The 16,501-nt window shown below is 66.2% G+C and carries 12 protein-coding genes; 5 read left to right on the forward strand and 7 right to left on the reverse strand.

What is annotated here, in order from left to right; translation table 11 throughout:
- Positions 1-28 precede the first annotated feature (28 nt).
- The gene (gene metG / locus DES52_RS06450) at positions 29-2,005 is read right to left on the reverse strand and encodes a methionine--tRNA ligase (RefSeq protein ID WP_110885978.1); all 1,977 of its coding nucleotides are present in this window, start codon (positions 2,003-2,005) and stop codon (positions 29-31) included.
- 186 nt (positions 2,006-2,191) lie between these two features.
- Between metG and DES52_RS06455 the strand changes: the two genes are divergently transcribed.
- On the forward strand, positions 2,192-4,237 hold the full coding sequence (locus DES52_RS06455) for a penicillin acylase family protein (RefSeq protein WP_110885979.1): 2,046 nt from the start codon (positions 2,192-2,194) through the stop codon (positions 4,235-4,237).
- 12 nt (positions 4,238-4,249) lie between these two features.
- A complete protein-coding gene (locus tag DES52_RS06460; RefSeq protein ID WP_110885980.1) occupies positions 4,250-4,930 on the forward strand; it encodes a DUF2259 domain-containing protein in 681 nt (226 codons plus the stop codon).
- A gap of 56 nt (positions 4,931-4,986) precedes the next feature.
- On the opposite strand, the gene DES52_RS06465 is transcribed toward DES52_RS06460, so the two are convergent.
- On the reverse strand, positions 4,987-6,180 hold the full coding sequence (locus DES52_RS06465) for a thiolase family protein (RefSeq protein ID WP_110885981.1): 1,194 nt from the start codon (positions 6,178-6,180) through the stop codon (positions 4,987-4,989).
- 49 nt (positions 6,181-6,229) lie between these two features.
- Positions 6,230-8,605: a 3-hydroxyacyl-CoA dehydrogenase/enoyl-CoA hydratase family protein gene (locus DES52_RS06470; protein ID WP_110885982.1), complete on the reverse strand. Its 2,376-nt coding sequence runs from the start codon at positions 8,603-8,605 to the stop codon at positions 6,230-6,232.
- Positions 8,606-8,753: 148 nt separating this feature from the next.
- Here DES52_RS06470 and DES52_RS06475 point away from each other — a divergent pair, with 148 nt between their 5' ends.
- From DES52_RS06475 to DES52_RS06485, 3 genes are all read left to right on the forward strand, one after another.
- Positions 8,754-9,152, forward strand: a complete 399-nt coding sequence (locus DES52_RS06475) for an SET domain-containing protein-lysine N-methyltransferase (RefSeq protein ID WP_110885983.1) — start codon at positions 8,754-8,756, stop codon at positions 9,150-9,152.
- A 213-nt stretch (positions 9,153-9,365) separates the two neighbouring features.
- Entirely contained in the window at positions 9,366-10,445 is a 1,080-nt protein-coding gene (locus DES52_RS06480; RefSeq protein ID WP_110885984.1) for a M42 family metallopeptidase, read from the forward strand.
- A gap of 4 nt (positions 10,446-10,449) precedes the next feature.
- Positions 10,450-10,962, forward strand: a complete 513-nt coding sequence (locus DES52_RS06485) for a hypothetical protein (protein WP_110885985.1) — start codon at positions 10,450-10,452, stop codon at positions 10,960-10,962.
- 45 nt (positions 10,963-11,007) lie between these two features.
- Here the strand turns inward: DES52_RS06485 and DES52_RS06490 are convergent, their stop codons facing one another.
- The 4 genes from DES52_RS06490 to nuoL form a co-directional block, all read right to left on the reverse strand.
- Complete coding sequence (locus DES52_RS06490; RefSeq protein WP_110885986.1) at positions 11,008-11,391, reverse strand: SPW repeat domain-containing protein; 384 nt, start codon at positions 11,389-11,391, stop codon at positions 11,008-11,010.
- 343 nt (positions 11,392-11,734) lie between these two features.
- Positions 11,735-13,195, reverse strand: coding sequence for an NADH-quinone oxidoreductase subunit N (locus DES52_RS06495; protein WP_425451116.1), 1,461 nt, complete (start codon positions 13,193-13,195; stop codon positions 11,735-11,737).
- Entirely contained in the window at positions 13,192-14,619 is a 1,428-nt protein-coding gene (locus DES52_RS06500) for an NADH-quinone oxidoreductase subunit M (protein ID WP_110885987.1), read from the reverse strand. The genes DES52_RS06495 and DES52_RS06500 overlap by 4 nt, the downstream gene beginning before the upstream one ends.
- A complete protein-coding gene (nuoL, locus tag DES52_RS06505) occupies positions 14,619-16,499 on the reverse strand; it encodes an NADH-quinone oxidoreductase subunit L (protein WP_245900767.1) in 1,881 nt (626 codons plus the stop codon). Before nuoL ends, DES52_RS06500 begins: the two co-directional genes overlap by 1 nt.
- Positions 16,500-16,501: the final 2 nt, after the last annotated feature.

Here is a 16,501-nt window from a genome sequence, read left to right on the forward strand (position 1 = left end):
TCGGCCTTCCCCCTTCGCCGGAAGCGTCTCAGCGCACTTTCGTGCCGCTCGGCAAATCGAGCGTTGTACCCACGAGGTCCAGGTTGCCGTGCTCGTCCTCGGCGGCGAGGATCATGCCTTGGCTCATGATGCCGCGCAGCTTGGCGGGCTTGAGGTTCGCGACGAGGACGACCTTGCGGCCGACCATGTCTTCGGGCGTGAACCACTTGCGGATGCCGGAGACGACGGTGCGTTCCTCGTCGCCGAGGCGAACGGTGAGCTTGAGAAGCTTGTCGGCCTTTTCGACCGCTTCGGCGGCGATCACCTCGGCGATGCGAAGGTCGAGCTTCGCGAAGTCGTCGATGGTGATTTCGGGCGTGCCCTGCGGTTCGGCTTTCACTTCGGGCTTGACTTCGGTGTGCGGCGCGGGGGCCGTCTTCGTCTCGTTCGTCACGGCACCCTTTTTAGCATCCCCGTGTGCTTTCGGGGCGTCGGGTTTCGGAAAGAGGACGGCGCCGAGCTTCACGCGCGTGCCCGGCGGCGTGAGGCCCCATCGACCGTCGAGCAAGTACGCGCCTTCCAACCCGAGTTGCTCGCGCAAGTCGTGCGCCTTCGTGGGAATGGCGGGCTCCAAGAGGACGGACGCGACGCGAAGGCCTTCGACCGCCGTGTACAGCACCGTGTCGAGTCGCGCGGCGAGTTCCGAGCGTTTGGCGAGGTCCCACGGTCGGCTCTCGGCGATGTAGCGGTTGAGGTCGCGCACGTACTCCATGGAGAGTTCGAGCGCCTGCGAGACGCGCAACTCGCGCACGAGGTCGAGCACTTCGCCCGCGATGCTCGCCGTCCTCGCCTTGATGCCTTCCTCGCGCGCGGTCGTCTCCGTCGCTTCGGGAACGACGCCGCCGCGGTACTTCTCGACCATGCTCAGCGTGCGCGACAGCAAGTTGCCGAGGTCGTTGGCGAGGTCGCTTTCCAAGCGCGCCTTGAGGATGTTCTCGCCGTACGGAGAGTCCGATCCAAGGGTCGTTTCGCGAAGAAGGCTGTAACGCACGACGTCGGGCCCGAAGTCGTCGACGAGTTTGACGGGGTCGATGGCGTTTCCGAGGCTCTTGCCCATCTTGCGTCCGTCCTCGGCGAGGATGTGCGCGTGCACGACGAGCTTCTTGTAGATCGGCAGGTTCGCCGCCTTCAGCATCGTCGGCCAAAAAACCGCGTGCGGCTTGAGGATGTCCTTGCCGATGACGTGCCAAGCGTGCGGCCAGAAGCGCTCGGAGAGGTCGCCCGTCTGCAAGGCCGAGACGTAGTTCAGCAAGGCGTCGAACCACACGTACGTGACGTGCGCGGGGTCCCAAGGCAGTTCGATGCCCCACGGCACGCGCGCCTTCGGCCGGGAGATCGACAAGTCGCCGATGGGTTCTTTGAGGATTTCGAGCACTTCGTTGCGGTACGGCGTCGGCTGAATGAAGTCGGGATTGGCGAGGATGTGCTCGCGCAGCCAATCTTGGTACTTTTCCATGCGGAAGAAGTAGTTCGCCTCGCGGCGAAGCTCGGGAGCCTCTTTGTCGCCGGGCAGGACGCCGTTCACGAGTTCCTTCTCGGTCACGAAGCGCTCCGCGCCGACGGAGTACAGGCCCTCGTACTCGGCGTAGTAGATGTCGCCCGCGTCGTAGACGCGCTGCAGCACCTCTGCGACGAAGGCCTTGTGGCGCGGCTCGGTCGTGCGGATGAAGTCGTCGTACGAGATGCCGAGACGGTCGTACAACCCCTTGAAGGCCCGCAAGGAGAGGTCGTCGACGAACTCCTGCGGCGTCTTGCCCGCCGAGCGCGCCGCCTTGGCGATCTTCTCGCCGTGCTCGTCCGTGCCCGTCAGGAAGAAGGTTTCGTATCCGGCAAGGCGGTGGTAGCGCACGAGGGCGTCGGACAAGATCTTCTCGTAGGTGTGCCCGATGTGCGGTTCGCCGTTGGCGTAGTCGATGGCGGTCGTGAGGTAAAATGTCCGACTCGGTTGGGTGTTGTCTTCAGCCATGCCTGCCTCCACGCAAAAAATTCGGGGCGCTCAGCAAAGCGCCCCCGCACGAGATAGCTTCGAGTGCTACTCGCCGGGAACGCCTCGCATCGGCCATCCGATCATGAGCGGAGTATACACGACCGGACTCGGGGGTGCACTCGCCGATTGCCGTAGGGCGGAGCGAGCCAAGGTAAGCTGAACGCCATGCCGCAACCGGAGATTCTTTGGGACGCCTGGGGCGTTCCGCACGTCTACGCCGAGAACGACGCCGACGCCTTCCGCGGCCTCGGCTGGGGACAGGCGCGCGCGCACGGTCGTCTGCTCGCCAAGCTCTACGCCCTCGCGCGCGGTGAGGCGGCGGCCGTTTGGGGCGAGAAGTACGCCGAGAGCGACCGCTTCATTCGCCGCTTCGGCATTCCGAGCTTCGCGAGCGCCTGGATCGAACGGCAGGATCCGGGAACGCTCGAAGCGATCGAGAGCTTCGTGGCGGGCGTCAACGCCGCGTTTGCGGCGCATCCCGGCGCCTTGGACGACGAAGCGCGCTCGTTGCTGCCGATCACCGTGAACGACGTGTTCGCGCACGTCGGGCGGGTGTACCTCGTGTACCTCACGCAACTCGGCCAGCGGCCCGCCGGGGAGGCATACAACGACCTTCTGCCCTACTCGACGATTCTGCCCGACGTGCAGGCGATGGGAACGGGCATCGCGGGATCGAACGCTTGGGCTCTGTCGAAAACGCGCACGGCGAGCGGACGCGGCATGCTCCTCGCGAATCCTCACTTGTACTGGGGCGACTTCCACACTTTCTTCGAAGCGCACCTCGTCACGCCGAACACGAGCGTGTACGGCGTCGCTCAAGTCGGCTGGCCCGTGCTGCGGTACGGCTTCAATCGTCACCTCGGATGGGCGCACACCGTCAACACCCTCAAAGGCTGGGACGCCTTCGAACTGAAGCTCGAAGGCGACGGGTACGTTCTCGACGGCGAGGTGACGCCCTTCGAGACGCACGAGGAGACGCTCAGGATCGGCGAGCGCGAAGAGACGCTCGTCGTGCGCCGCACCGCGCACGGACCCGTCGTGATCGACGAGGAGCATCGCAAGGTCGCCGTGCGCTGCGTCGGCTTTCAAGTCACGTCCATGAGCGGCTTGTTCGCGCAGTACTGGGCGATGGCGAACGCCCGCACGCACGCCGAGTTCGAAGCGGCCCTCGGGCGCGCAAGCAATCCGATGTTCAACGTCTTGTACGCCGACCGTGAGGGCCGCGCCGCCAGTTACTTCACGGGCTTCGTGCCGAGACGCGCGGGCGGTACGTGGACGGATTGGGCGGGCACCTTGCGCGGCGACGACTCGGCGTTGATCTGGAACGAGACGCACGCCTTCGACGAGCTTCCTCGGGTCGTCGACCCGCCGTCGGGATTCGTGCAGAACGCCAACAATCCGCCTTGGCTCACGACCTTGCCCGCCGCGCTCACGAAGAGCGACTTTCCCGCGTACCTCGCGCCTTGGCTCGTCACGCCGCGAGAGGGGCGCAGCCTCAAGATGCTCGCCGCCCTCGAAGGCGTCTCCTTGGACGACGTCGTGCGCTGCACGTTCGACACCACTTCCGAGACGGCCGAACGCCTCTTGCCGGACCTGCTCACGGCGGCGAGCACGTCCGACAGCGACGTCGTTCGCGAGGCGGCTCGCGTTTTGGGCGCTTGGGATCGCCGTTACGCCGAAGAAAGCGTCGGCGCCGACTTGTTCGCGCGTTGGCTCGTCCTCATGGCTCCCTCCAGGGATCTCGGCAACATCGCGGCCGAAGGCTGGACGTGGAACGACCCGACGAGCACGCCGCGAGGCCTCGCCGATCCCGACCGGGCCGTGCGCTGCCTGAAGCGGGCGGCCGCGTCGCTCTTCGCCGAGACGCGCACGTTGGAACGCCGCTGGGGAGACGTCACGCGCGCGCGGCGCGGCGCGCGCGAGGTTCCCGGGCACGGCCACCTCGACCCGTTCGGCGTCTTCCGCGTCTCGGGTTTCACGCGGTCGGGCGACGGGCGCTTCGACGTCGCGTTCGGAACGACGTACGTCGCCGCCGTGGAGTTCGCGGACCCCGTGCGGGCGAAGGTGCTGCTCGCGTACGGTAATTCTTCGCAGCCCGACTCGCCGCACAACGGCGATCAACTTTCCCTCTTCGCGCGCGGCGAGATGCGCGACGCCCTCCTCACCCGTGAGGACGTCGAGGCGAAGCTCGCCGAACGCGAGGTCTTGTAGCGGAGGTCTTTTGTGCGGTTCGCGATCTTGTCGGCCCTGTTGAGCACGTCCGCCCTCGCCGTGAACGTTCCCGAGGTTCGCTCGCTCGGCTTTTCCGCCGACGGCGCGACCTACGCCTTCGAGACGGCGTGGACCGCCGACGGAAGCGGCTTTCCGTTCCGTGAACTCCACGTCCTCAACGTGGTGCCCAACACGTACGCCGCGCGCTTGCGCGTGGGCGGGCAAGCGTACGAAGGGAGGCAGGCGGCTTTGAACGCCGAGTACACCGTTCGGCGAACCCAGACGCTCGCGAAGTACGGAATCGGCGGAACGCGCGTCGGCACGGTCCTCTTCGACGCCGCCTTGCCGCAACCCCTCACGTACTTCGTTCCGCCGCCTGCCGTCACGGTGTCGCCGCGCCTCGGCGCGGTGCCCGTCACGGTTCGCTTGCGTGAAACGACCGTTCCGAACACCTGCCGCTTCACCGACGACGCTTCCGGGCGAACGAAGCCGGTGGGACTGCTGTTGACCGTCAACGGCCGCACCTTGCAAAAAGACACGGCCCTTCCCGCTGCGCGCAACTGCACGTACGGCTATCACCTCGGCGAGATCCGCGTGTGGAACGACCGCGTCGCCATCCTCGTGAGGCCGTTGACGCCCGGCTTCGAGGGCCCGGACGCCTTTCCGATCGTCGTGACGGGCCTCTGGCGCTGACGGCGCGTGCGAAGGCCCCCTCTGCCTTGAAGGCAGAGGGGGCCTTCGCACGGGATTTACGCCGAGTACGCTTCGAACACCGCCGCCGCGCCTTGACCGCCACCGACACACATCGTGACGATGCCGTAGCGACCGCCACGACGACGAAGTTCGTGCAGCAAGGTCGCGGCGAGCTTCGCGCCCGTCGCACCCTCGGGGTGGCCGAGGGCGATGGCGCCCCCGTTCACGTTGACCTTCTCGGGATCCATGCCAAGTTCGCGAATCACGGCGAGCGACTGCGACGCGAAGGCTTCGTTGAGCTCGACGAGGTCGATGTCGGCCATCGTGAGTCCCGCGAGCTTGAGGGCCTTGGGCACCGCCGCGATCGGCCCCATTCCCATGATTTCAGGTGCCACGCCGCCCACTGCAAACGACACGAAGCGCCCGAGAGGCTTGAGGCCGAGTTCCTGCGCCTTGCGGCCGCTCATCACGACGGCGGCGGCGGCTCCGTCGCTGTACGGACTGGAGTTGCCCGCCGTGACGGAACCTTTGGCGTTGAAGGCGGGGCGAAGCTTGCCGAGGGCTTCGAGGTTCGTGTCGCGGCGCACGAGCTCGTCGTGCTCGAACATCACGGTTTCCTGCGTGACCTTGCCGTTCTTGACCTTGTCCACGCGCACGGGGACGGGCACGATTTCCTCTTGGAACCGGCCCGCGTCCTGTGCCGCCGCCGCCTTCTGGTGGCTGCGGTACGCGAACTCGTCTTGCTCTTCGCGGGACACGCCGTACTGCTGAGCGACGTTCTCGGCGGTGAGGCCCATGCTCATGTACGCGCCGGGACGCTCGTCAACGAGGCCGGGATTCGGCGAGAAGACGTTGCCCGTCTGCGGCACCATGGTCATGCTCTCCAAGCCGCCCGCGACGATCACGTCGTTCCACCCCGCGCGGATGTTCGCCGCCGCTTGCGCGATCGTTTGAAGGCCCGACGAGCAAAAGCGGTTCACGGTCACGCCTGCGACCTCGTCGGGCAAGCCCGCGCGCAGCCCGACGAGGCGCGCGACGTTGAGGCCCTGCTCGGCTTCCGGGAAAGCGCAGCCCAGCACGAGGTCCTCGACGAGGGCGGGGTCGATGCCCGCGCGGCTCACGGCTTCACGCACGGCGAGCGCGGCGAGTTCGTCCGAGCGGGTGTTGGCGAGGGTTCCTTTGATGCCGCGTCCGACCGGCGTGCGAACGGCGGACACGATCACGGCGTCGTTGTCTTGGAATTGCGTCATGTTCGTCCTCTAGTTTGAACCAAGTTCAAGAAGTCTGCCGTGGCGGAAGTCAGTTTCTCAGCGGCTTGCCGGTCTTGAGCATGTGCGCGATGCGCTCTTGGGTCTTGCGCTTGCCCGTCAGGGTGAGGAACGCTTCGCGCTCGAGGTCGAGAAGGTGCTGCTCGCTCACCTTCGCCGTGCGGGAAACGTGGTTGCCGCCCGACAAAATCTTGGCGATCATGAGGCCGATCTCGCGGTCGTACTCGCTGATCTGCCCGCCCATCAGCATGCCGTAGAGGGCGGCCTTGACGGCGGCGACGCCCTGCTCGCCCATGACGGGAATGTCGGTGCGCATGACAGGCTGGACGTAATCGGGCGCGAGTTCGAGCACCTTGCGCTTCGCGTCGTCGATGAGGCGATCTCTGTTCATGGAGATGTCGTCGGAGGCGCGCAGGAAGCCCAACTTGCGCGCTTCGTGCGCGGACGTGCTGACCTTGGCGGTGCCGATGAGCTCGAAGGCGCGTTGCACGGCGGGCATGAGGTTCTGACCGCTCGGAAGCCCGTCGGTGAAGCGCAGCAGCATCTCTTTCGTGCCGCCTCCGCCGGGAATGAGGCCGACGCCGACTTCCACGAGGCCCGTGTACAACTCGGCGCTCGCTTGCACGTGGTCGGCGTGCAACGCCATCTCGCAGCCTCCGCCGAGGGTGAGGCCGAAGGGCGCGACGACCGTGGGGTGCGGACTGAAGCGCATGGACGTCGTGGCCTTCTGGAAGGCGCGGATGCCCAAGTCGATGTCGTCGAAGTCGCCGTCCTGGGCTTGCATGAGGATCAACGCGAGGTTGGCGCCCGCGCTGAAATTCTCGCCTTGGTTCCCGACGACGAGGCCCGCGTACCCGAGTTCCTGCACGGCTTTGTGCGCCGCGAAGACCATCTGCACGGCGTCCTCGCCCAAAGCGTTCATCTTCGCGTGGAACTCCAAGAGCAGCACGCCGTCGCCGATGTCGAGGACGCTCGCGCCGGGCTTGCTCCTCACGACCTTCGTGGCGTCCTTCTTGAGGTCCTTGAGGACGAGGTACGGCGCCTCGTAGGACGAGACGGTACCGCTCGGCGTCAAGACGGTGTCGTCTTGGTAGAACTTGTCGCGACCGCTCGCCTTGAAGCTTTGCAGAATCGGCGGCAGCTCGTAGCCGTACATTTCCAGGAAGTGGATGACGTTTTGCACGCCGAGGACGTCCATCGTCTCGAACGGCCCTTGTTCCCACGCGAAGCCCCACTTCAGCGCGTTGTCGATGTCCACGATCGAGTTGGACACCACGCCCGCCATCTTGGCGGCGTACCACAAGTAGTCGCGCATGAGGCCTTGCACGAACTCGCCTTCGGGTCCTTGCAACGCGAGGATCTTCGAGACGCGCTCGTTGAGGGGCAGATTCCTCAGGCCTTCGAGGGCGGCGAGGCGCACCTTGCCCTTGTCCTCGTACTCGAACGTCCGGAGGTTCAGCGTGAGGATGGTGCTCTTGCCGCCCGCGCCCTTCACGCGCTTGTAGAAGCCCGCGCCCGTCTTCTCGCCGAGCAGCTTGCGCTGTTCGACCATCTCGACGAGGAAGCCCGGCAAGGTGAAGTCCTCGTCGGGCGGCGTGACCTTCTGCAGGTCGTTGGCGACGTGCGAGATGATATCGAGGCCCGAGAGGTCCGCCGTGCGGAAGGTCGCGCTCTTCGCCCGCCCGAGGATCGGACCGGTGAGAACGTCGACGACGTCGGGCGTGAGGCCCGTCTTCTCCATCCAGTTCATCGCGCGGACGATGCCGTAGACGCCGATGCGGTTGGCGACGAAGCCCGGCACGTCGTTCGCGATCACGATGCCCTTACCGAGGTGCACGTCGCCGAACTCGCGGAACGCCTCGATCACTTCGGGCGCGGTCTCGGACGTCGGAATGACTTCGAGGAGGTGCAGGTAGCGCGGCGGGTTGAAGAAGTGCGCGCCGACGAAGCGTCGGCGAAAGTCCTGGCCGCGCCCCTCGATTTGCAGGTGCATCGGGATGCCGCTGGAGTTGCTGGAGATGATCGCCGTCTTCTTCGCGACGCTTTCGACGCGCTCCCACAAGGTGCGCTTCGCGTCGAGCTTCTCGATGATCGCCTCGACAATCCAGTCGGCGTCCCTCAGCTTGTCGAAATCGTCCTCGAGGTTCCCGGTCGTGATGAGGGCCGCGTCCGCCTTGTCCATGAACGCGGCGGGACTCGCCTTCAGAGCGCGTTCGAGGCCGCCCTTCGAGGCGGCGCTTCGGTCTTTGGCGTCGGGCAGGACGATGTCGAGCAGCAACGTCGGAATGCCCGCGTTGGCGAGTTGCGCGGCGATGGCGGCGCCCATGGTGCCCGCGCCGATCACGGCGGCCTTCTGGATGCGCGTCGGTCGCTTGACCGTCACGGGTGAAGGAGCGGTTTGCGTCATGCTGAAAACCTCCGGAAGGTGAAAATTGAACCGAGTTCAAGTATGGAGGTCGAACGGATGTTTGGCAAGGGCGGACGCTACGGACCTTCGCCGCGCCCTGCGCCAAGAGGCGGATGCCGCCGCACGGACCGAGGAACTACAGTCGGGCATGACCTACGTCACGCAACCCACCACGATGTGGTTCGACCGCCGCCTCGTGATGCGCCCCTCGCGCATTCACGGCATCGGAACCTTCGCGACCGACGACATCCACGAAGGTGAACTGCTTGTCCTCGTCACCGGCGGCCTCGTGTACACGCCGGAAGCGGCGCAGCGCGGCAGTTCCGAACTCGCGGGCGAGCTTTACAACGAGGACGTCTTGCCCAACGGGCAGCGCATCTTGACCCCGAAGGTCTTTCACTACTACATCAATCACTCGGACGAGCCGAACGCCGTCGACGTGACGCGCCACCCGTCCTCGACGCAGTACGTGGCCGCCCGCCCCATCCTCGCCGGTGAGGAGATCACGGCGAGCTACCTGGACTCCGAGGAGTCGGGCCGCCCGTGACGACCGCGCCGGTAACGGAAGATACAGGGTGAGATCGCCTCGCAAGGCCGCCCGGACTCGAGCGGAGCTGGCGGCACTGCTATCTAGCCGTTCGGTGCCGAGATCTTCAACGATCACGTGCTCTACCCGACTGGCCTGACAAGCGCGTTTACTAACGCGTTTTAAGCAAGCGCGCATGGTCAACGCCCGCACGAAGGCGAGTAGAGTACCGCCATGCCAACCCTGCTCGGACACCTTCAAGCGCTTGTCGAACTCACCGGTCCCAGTGGCAGCGAGGAAGACGTCGTGAAGTACCTCGCCAAAGAAGCCCTCGACCTCGCCGACACCGTCGAAGTCGACGCGTTCGGTAACGTCCACGCCGTGAAGAGGGCCGAACGCGAAGATGCCCGCACCCTTCTGATCGCCGCGCACACCGACGAAATCGGCTTTCGCGTCAAGACCATCGAGCCCAGCGGCTTTCTCAGGCTCGAAAAGGTCGGGGGCAGCGACGACCGCATCCTGCCCGCCCAACGCGTCTGGATTCGCACCCGCGAAGGCAAGCTTCTCGGCGTCATCGGCACGAAGAGCGCCCACCTCCTCACGGACGCCGACCGCGTGCGCGTCACTCCGTACACCGAGCTTTACGTGGACGTCGGCGCCGAGTCGAGCGAAGCCGTGCGGGCCATGGGCATCCGTGTGGGCGATCCGGTCGGATTTCAAGGAGAACTCGCCGAGCTCGGGCGCGGCACGGGCCGCTACACCGCGCACGCCCTCGACGACCGCGCGGGTTGCGCCGTCCTCCTCGCGTTGCTGGAGCGCTACCGGGACACGCCACCGCCCGTGACCCTCGTCGTCGCCTTCACCACCCAAGAGGAAGTCGGTCTTCGCGGCGCGCAGAACGTCGCGCGCCGACATCGACCGGACGTCGCGCTCGCCCTCGACATGACGGCCGTCGACGACACACCCGAGGTGAAGACCAAGCACCTTCGACTCGGCCAAGGGCCCGCCGTCAAGGTGATGGACATGTCCACGCTCTCCCATCCCGCCGTGCGCCGCGGCCTCGACCTCGCCGCCGACCACCTGAAGCTTCCCGTGCAACACGAACTCCTCAAAGGCATCGGCACCGACGCGGGCGCTTTGCAGTACGCGGGCGCAGGCACGCCCGCCGGAGCGGTCTCCGTCGGGAACCGCTACACGCACTCGCCCGTCGAGGTCCTCGACCTCGCCGACCTTCAAGGAGCGCTCGACCTTTTGCACGCCTTCGCGGACGCCCTGCCCAGCCTCGACCTTCGCTTCGTGAATTTGGAAGAATGACGTCGTGACGGACGACGCGCCCGAGTTCCTCTCCACGCACGACCTCAAAGGGCGCGGCTGGACCGCCAGCCTCATCCGTGACTTTCTCGGGAACCACGACGCCACCCGCCCGAACATGATGCGCTTCGGGCGGCGGCGCAAACTTCCGCCCGTCAAGCTCTACGCCACCGACCGAGTCGACGAGGCCGAGCGTGACGAGCGCTTCCTCATCGCACAGGGCCGCGCGATGGAGGCGAAGGAGCGCGCCGAACGCGCCAAGCTCACGAGGCGCCGCAAGATCGAACGGGCCATCGACGACTTCGTGTGGAATTGGCAGCCGAGCATCGTCCCGGGGACCGTGCGCAAGGGCGCGAGCCGAAAGGCGTACGACGCGCACGTCGACGAACTCAAGAACGCCGTCGCCAAGGGCGCGGCCAACATTCCGGGTCTCACAAACAAGGACGTTCAGGAGCTCACGCGGAGCCTCGACGAGAAATACCGCGACGCCCTGAAGCTCGCCTACCCCTGGATGAAATGAAGCGCCCTCCGCCGATGGAGGCGGAGGACCAAACGTCGAGTCGAATTACCGGACGGTGCCGCGCGACGCTTCCGTGACCGTCTCGCGGTCACGCCAGTCCGTCAGCAACCAAACCACGCCTTCGACGACCGCCAGAACCACGAACAACGACCGGGCCGTCGGCTCGTCGGAAAAACCGAGAATCCAGGGAAGCGCCAGGATCACGAACGCCGACACGAGATCGATTCCGCCGTGCCAATGCACCGGGATGGCCTTGGCGATGCTCGGCATGCGCCGTGTCAGCAAGGTCAAGCCAGCAATGATCACGGCGAGGATGTAGCAGGCGAGGGCGGGCGTCCCGTTGAGGTTGAACAAACTGGGGGCGAGCGCCAAGAAAATGGCCGCGAGGTAATCGAGGATGCCGTGGACACCAGGACGGATCGGCTTCATGGTTCGTCTCCCTCGCGCCGCGCGGTGAAATGAGGAGGAGGCGGCGGCGATGAACGAAGGGTACGGCGGCAGGGCTGTGATTCGACGTGAGGCGACTGAACGGAAATTTGGATTTCAAGAAGGGATGAGCGGGAAGGCGGCGAGGATCGGGCGCGCACGATCTGAAGCGGTTTCCCCTCCCCTTCCCGGCGCCGTGGTTCGGTCGCCGCTTCGCTGCCGATCACGCGACGCATCCCGGTTCGTGGGCAAGCGTTTCCCCCTACCCCGGGCGGGGTAGGGGGTTCGGAACGCGGGCGGAGGCGAGCCTTCTCGCTTCCTGCGGTGGTTCGGGCTGGAGCGGTCTTCAGCCGCCGCCCAACGCGAGCACCCACATCTGCCGTGACGTCAGCCAGCCCATGACGAGTCCGGGCAGCACTCCCAGCAGCACGATTCCGACGGCGCACGACACGATGGCGACGTTCGTGAACACGCCTGGGCGCGCGACGACGGGCCGCACCGAGGTGTCCGTCACGGGCATGAACATCAGCGCGGCGGGCCGCACGTAGTACACGAGCGCGACGACGCTCATCATCGCCGCGAGCACGACGAGGGCGACGTATCCGTTTTGGAAGGCCGCTTGGAAGACGAAGAGCTTGCCCCAGAAGCCCGCGAGGGGCGGCAAGCCCGCCAGGGACAGCAAGCACGCCGTGAGGATGACGGCGAGTCTCGGATCGCGGTAGTACAAGCCGCGCAACGCGGCGACGTCGAAGCCGCGCTCGCTGGGCTGCAAGATCGCCAAGATGGCGACGGCCCCAGCCGTCATGAAGGTGTACGCCAGCAGGTAGTACACGAGGGCGGGACCGCCCGCGGCGGGATCGGCGAGCAGGGCGAGCCCGAGAAAGCCGGTATGGGCGACGGCGGAGTACGCGAGCATGCGCTTGAAGTTGTTCTGGTTGAGTGCCCCGAGGTTTCCGATGACGAGCGTGGCGCCCACCAGGATCTGCGCGACGCCCGACCAGGCTTGCAAGCCCGGCAGGGCGCTGCCGAACACGCGGATGAAGCCCGCGAACGCGGCGACCTTGACGACGGTGGACAAAAAGAGGGTGACGACGGTGGGCGCGCCGCCGTACACGTCGGGCGTCCATTGATGAAAGGGCGCGAGGGCGACTTTGAAGCCGAACCCGGCGAGCATCATGAGGGCCCCGGCGACGAGCAGCCCCGTGTTGGCGACGCCGCCCACGGCGATGCGCTGCGCGATGGCGCCGAAGGCGAAGGTGCCCGTGGCGCCGAAGGTGAGGGCGATGCCGTAGATGAGGATGGCGCTGCCGATAGAGCCGAGCAGGAAGTACTTGATGCCGCCTTCTTCGCTTCGCCGCGTGCCTTGCAGCGAGGCGAGGACGTATCCGGCGAGGCTCATGATCTCCAAGCCGATCAGCATGACGATGAGGTCGCCGCTGAAGGCGATGAGGAGCATGCCCGTGACGGAGTACATGAACAGCGCGTCGAACTCGGGAAAGTGCAGCGAGGCGCCGCGCGTGGAGTCGAGGCTGACGAGCAGCGCGACGACGGCGCCGATGAGGATGACGAGTCCGAAGGACAGCGCGAAGTTGTCAGCGCGCAAGCCTCCTCCGAACGAGGTGAGGTTCTCGTTCCACAGCGTCAGCATCGAGAAGCCGGACAAGGCAAGCGCGGCGATGCTGAAGATGGCGGTGACGCGCCGTTCCAGCTTGAAGGCGAGGGTCGCGAAGATAGCGCCCGCGAGGGTGATGAGCAGGGGCAGCATCGGCGCGAGGGCGACGTCGGGAATTTGGAGGGCGGAGTTCACGAGCCACCTCCGAGGGCGGTCACGGCAGGCTGCACGTACGGTTGGATGAGGTGCAGGGCGGGCAGCGAGTAGACGCCGAAGAAGATCGCGACGGCGAGCGGAACGGCGAGCACGGCGAGTTCGCTGCCGCGCAGGTCGGCGACTTTGATCGTGCCTTCGGGGCGAACTTGCCAATAGGTGTGCTGATACGCCGTGAGGGCGTACGCGGCGGCGGCGATGGTGGACAAGCCGCCGAGGAAGGCGAGCCACGGATTCACTTGGTACGCGCCCAGCAAGACGCTGAACTCACCGATGAATCCGGCGAGGCCGGGCACGGCGATGGACGCGAACCAGAGGGCCATCGTGAGGCCCGAGAGCGTACCGGCGGTCGTCATGATGCCGCCTTGCCGCGTGGAGACGTTGCCGACTCGGGCGTGCAGCATGCCGACGGCGAGGAAGAGCGCGCCGGTGTACACGTTTTGGAAGGCGAGGAGGTACAGTCCGCCCGTCTCGGCGATCGGGTTGAGGCTGAACAGCCCCAACCCGACGAGACCCATGTGGCTGAGTCCCGCGTACGCGAGCAGCCGCTTCCAATTCGTTTGTTGAAAGGCGATCCACGCTCCGTACAAGGCCGTGAACGCCGCCAGACCCATCAGCAGGGGCCTCAGCGTCTCGGCGGCTTGCGGAAAGAGCGGCAAGGCGAAGACGAACAGGCCGTACCCACCGACTTTGTAGAGGGTGCCCATCGCGTCCGCGACGCCGCTGGGATGGTTTTGCTCGTGAAAGTCGGGCAGCCAGGCGTGCAGCGGGAAGAGGGGAAGCTTGACCGCCATCGCGGCGAGGAAGCCGAGGAAGAGCCACGTTTGCGCGGCGCCGCGAACAGGATGCGCGAGGAGGTCTTGCAGCGCGAACGTCGGCGAGCCGCCGAGGTACTTCACGCCGATGATGGAGATCAGCATGAGGAGCGACCCGAAGAGCGTGTACGCCGCGAACTTCACGAGGGCGCCCATGCGGTTCGCTTCTCCGTACACGGCGAGCATCACGAGCGCGGGGATGAGCGCAAACTCGAACATGACGTAGAACAGCACGAGGTCTCGCGCGGCGAAGATGCCGAGGAGGCCCGTCGTCATGGCGAGGACGGACGTCACCATCGTGCCGTTTTGCTCGACGGCGCGCAGGGTGTACACGAGCGACACGACGACCATGAAGCTCGTGACGAGCGCGAGCAGCAAGCTCGGGCCGGTCATCTCGACCGTGTACGTGACGCCGAGCGAGCCGATCCACGGAGTCGACGTGAGGGGCGCGCCGCCCTGCGTCCACAGCAGCACGCCGAGGGCGAGGTTCACGAGGGCCGCGCCGACGGCGACGGTGCCCTTGAGGTTTTTTGGAAGCATCGTCAGCAGCAAGGCCGCCGCGAGGGGGAGGAAGAGGAAGAGGTGGAGCATCAGCGCATTCCTCCGAGGGCGCGGAAGGCCCAGTAGAGCATCACGAGCGCGGTGCCGACGGTCATGGACAAGGCGTACGTGCGAACGTATCCGCTTTGCCACAGCGAGTAGGCGCGGCCCTGCGGTTCGGCGATGACTTCCGCCGAGCCGGTGACGGCGCCGTCCACGCCTCGGTCCATCTTGTCGAAGGCGACGGCGAGCGCGCGGCTCGGAGCGCCGACCGCGCCGTCGTAGAGGTTGTCGAGGTACAGCGCGTGGATGGACGCGTCGCGCATCGGCCCGTCGATGAGGCGCTGGCTTCGGTGCCGCGAGTAAGCGAGGAACAAGCCGAGCACGCCCGCGCCGACCGCGAGGGCGACGAGCAGGAGCTCGGTGGAGAGCGGCGGTTCGCCTTCATGCTTGGGCAAAACGCTGCCGAGGAAGGTGCCGAGGTAGTTCGGCGCGCCGAGGAAGTGCGGCAAGCTCAGCAAGCCGCCGAGCGTCGCGAGCACGGCGAGCGTCACGAGCGGGAAGGCGAACACCGCGCCGCCTTCGTGCGGATGGGCGACCTTGCCGCGGTATGCGCCGCGAAAGACGAGGAAGTACCAGCGGCCCATGTAGAACGCCGTCATGAGGGCGACAAGCAAGCCGACGCCGTACAACACGAGGTTGCCCGACTCGTACGCGCCGAGCAGGATGGCGTCTTTGGAGAAGAAGCCCGAGAAGATCGGAATGCCCGAGATGGCGAGCACGCCGATGAGGCTCACCGCGTGCGTGAGCGGCAACTTCTTCGCCAAGCCGCCCATGCGGCGAACGTCCTGTTCTTCGTGCAGACCGTGGATGACGCTGCCCGCCGCGAGGAAGAGAAGCGCTTTGAAGAAGGCGTGCGTCACGAGGTGGAAGATGCCCGCCGTGTACGCTCCGACGCCGACGGCGAGGAACATGTAGCCGAGTTGCGACACCGTGGAGAACGCCAAGATCTTCTTGATGTCGTACTGGTTGAGCGCGCAGATCGCGCCGTAAAGGGCGGTGAGGGCGCCGATGACGGCGACCCACGTGGACGCCGTCGGAGCGAGTTCGAACAAGGCGTGCGAACGCGCGACGAGGTACACGCCCGCCGTCACCATCGTCGCGGCGTGGATGAGCGCCGAGACGGGCGTCGGGCCCGCCATGGCGTCGGGCAACCACGTCGTGAGGGGCAGCTGGGCGCTCTTGCCGATCGCCCCGACGAGCAGGAACAAGCAGATCAGCTCGACCGTGGCGCGGCTCGCGCCTTCGAGATCGCCGGAGAAGAGTTGCGGCAAGGAAAGCGTGCCGAAAGCCTTGAAGGTCAAGAACATCGCCAGCATGAACCCGAGGTCGCCGATGCGGTTCATGATGAAGGCCTTGCGGGCGGCGTTCGAGTTGTTGATGCCGTCTTGCGCGTGGCGATCGTGGTGTCCGGCGAACCAGAAGCCGATCAGCAGGTACGACGCCATCCCGACGCCTTCCCAGCCGACGAACATCAGCGGGTACGAGTCGGCGAGCACGAGCACGAGCATGAGGGCCACGAAGAAGTTCAGGTACGCGAAGAAGCGCGCGAAGCGCGGATCTTTGTCCATGTACCCGATGGCGAAGACGTGGATGAGGAAGCCGACGCCCGTCACGACGAGCGTGAGGGTGGACGACAGCGAGTCGAGGTAGAAGCCGACGGACAAGTTCTTGTTGCCGCCCGTCATGTTCGGCAGCCACTGCCAGTACGTCTCGTGGTGCGCTTGACCGCCGAGGTTCAGGAAGTTGAGGGCGGCGACGACGAAGGACGCGAGCACCGCGCCCGACGCGAGCCACCCGGCGGACGTCCCCTTGACGCTGCGACCCGCGAGGATCAAGATCGCGAAGCCGATCAGGGGAAAGAGGGGCATGA

The organism is Deinococcus yavapaiensis KR-236, assembly GCF_003217515.1.
In the GTDB taxonomy this organism is placed as follows: Bacteria; Deinococcota; Deinococci; order Deinococcales; family Deinococcaceae; genus Deinococcus_A; species Deinococcus_A yavapaiensis.

What these genes read in the sequence shown, in the direction of transcription:
- metG (WP_110885978.1), bottom strand. Translation starts at nt 2,005, where the DNA reads ATGGCTGAAGACAACACCCAACCGAGTCGGACATTTTACCTCACGACC.
- DES52_RS06455 (WP_110885979.1), top strand. Translation starts at nt 2,192, where the DNA reads ATGCCGCAACCGGAGATTCTTTGGGACGCCTGGGGCGTTCCGCACGTC.
- DES52_RS06465 (WP_110885981.1), bottom strand. Translation starts at nt 6,180, where the DNA reads ATGACGCAATTCCAAGACAACGACGCCGTGATCGTGTCCGCCGTTCGC.
- DES52_RS06470 (WP_110885982.1), bottom strand. Translation starts at nt 8,605, where the DNA reads ATGACGCAAACCGCTCCTTCACCCGTGACGGTCAAGCGACCGACGCGC.
- DES52_RS06475 (WP_110885983.1), top strand. Translation starts at nt 8,754, where the DNA reads ATGACCTACGTCACGCAACCCACCACGATGTGGTTCGACCGCCGCCTC.
- DES52_RS06480 (WP_110885984.1), top strand. Translation starts at nt 9,366, where the DNA reads ATGCCAACCCTGCTCGGACACCTTCAAGCGCTTGTCGAACTCACCGGT.
- DES52_RS06490 (WP_110885986.1), bottom strand. Translation starts at nt 11,391, where the DNA reads ATGAAGCCGATCCGTCCTGGTGTCCACGGCATCCTCGATTACCTCGCG.
- DES52_RS06500 (WP_110885987.1), bottom strand. Translation starts at nt 14,619, where the DNA reads ATGCTCCACCTCTTCCTCTTCCTCCCCCTCGCGGCGGCCTTGCTGCTG.
- nuoL (WP_245900767.1), bottom strand. Translation starts at nt 16,499, where the DNA reads ATGCCCCTCTTTCCCCTGATCGGCTTCGCGATCTTGATCCTCGCGGGT.